General features: G+C 43.5%; 1 protein-coding gene and 1 pseudogene. Both read right to left on the reverse strand.

Going from position 1 to position 1528, the window contains the following annotated elements:
• Positions 1-503 (reverse strand): annotated as a pseudogene (locus RQ763_RS11710) (tRNA (adenosine(37)-N6)-threonylcarbamoyltransferase complex transferase subunit TsaD); the annotation flags it as partial.
• On the reverse strand, positions 500-1528 hold a 1029-nt coding region (gene dxr, locus RQ763_RS11715; protein WP_314153171.1), incomplete at its 5' end, for a 1-deoxy-D-xylulose-5-phosphate reductoisomerase. The gene dxr and the pseudogene RQ763_RS11710, both read right to left, overlap by 4 nt.

Raw genomic sequence — 1528 nt, forward strand, 5'->3', positions numbered from 1 at the left:
ATCATTTTGGCTACTTTGTCAAAGCTCTCGCCGAAACTGTCATCCATACTTTTTGCTATAGTTTTTATACTCTCCAAACTCTCTACTTCCATGACTTGCGTATGCCCGCCGGAGACCAAAAGCACCGTCAGAGGAAACTGTGTCTCTTTCTCTATAAAAAGAGAGTAGATATGCCCGATGAGGTGATTTACCCCGATAATGGGAATATTTAATGCAACAGCAACTGCTTTTGCCATGACGACACCCTCTATAAGAGTCACGGTAAGACCAGGTGAGGAAGTGACCGCTACCGCCTTAAGGTCTTTAAAGTAAGGTTTACACTCCTCTAAAATACGGGGCAGAGCCTCTGCATGAAGCCTAGCTGCAAGCTCAGGAACTACACCGCCGTAAACCGAATGCTCTACCTCCTGCGATATCTTTTTATGAAAAATGAGTTTCTTTGTGGCTATCTCGGTAACCGCTATCGCGCTGTCGTCGCAACTGCTCTCTATGCTCAGTATCATTTTGTCCTCACAAAAGCTCTTATCTCTTTATCAAGAGCAAATACGTCATCAACGCTTTTAGGCAGAACATCAAACTTTTCAAACGCTCTTATAACAGTTTTTGATATATCCATAAAGCCTATCTCACGGGCAATAAACTTCTCTATTGCCGCTTCGTTTGCGGCATTTACCACTACGCCTCTTGAGGGATTTTTCAAAAGTTCATCCTTAATCTGCCAAATCGGGTATCTCTCAGTCGTGATTTCTCGAAACTCCAAAGAGCCGATTTTTAGCAAATCTACGTGCGGGAGGATATTTTCTTGCATCTTGGCATTGAGCGCAAAAGCAATCGGGAGCTGCATATTTGCATTGGCGAAGTGTGCAGTTGTCGAGCCATCTTTAAAGTCGATTAGCGCATGGATAAGCGATTTTGTTTCTACAATGGCGTCATATTTGCCCTCACCGAAGAGCCATCTAGCCTCTAGGAGTTCAAACATCTTGTTCATCATAGTCGCACTGTCTATTGTAATCTTTTGCCCCATTGACCAGTTAGGGTGTTTTTGGGTGTCTGCCAAAGTAGCGTTTTGAAGTCTCTTTATATCCCAATCACGAAATGCGCCGCCGCTTGCGGTTATAATCATCTTCTCAATCGGGCGATCTTGCATAAGATACCAAAGTCCGAAATGTTCGCTGTCAATGGGCTGAATCTTTGAGCTGTCTATAAATGAGCCGCATGCAACGAGAGACTCTTTGTTTGCAAGAGCCACTCGTTTGTTGCATGACAGAGCTGCGAGGGTTGGGCGAAGTCCTAAAAAACCGACAAGTGCGTTTACGACAAGCTCGCTTTTTGACTCTTCTATGACCCTTAAAATCGCCTCATGTCCGAAAAAAACATTTTTGTGATTTACTCTGCAAACATCCTCCTCTTTAGCAACAACGACTATTTTTGGATTGTGCTCTTTTATCTGGAGATTTAGGAGTTCTATGTTGTTTCCCGCGACTAAAACCTCAACAGCGATTGAGAACTTTTTTGCCACCTCTAAAGT

This window comes from Sulfurimonas sp., from assembly GCF_032250635.1.
GTDB lineage: Bacteria > Campylobacterota > Campylobacteria > Campylobacterales > Sulfurimonadaceae > Sulfurimonas.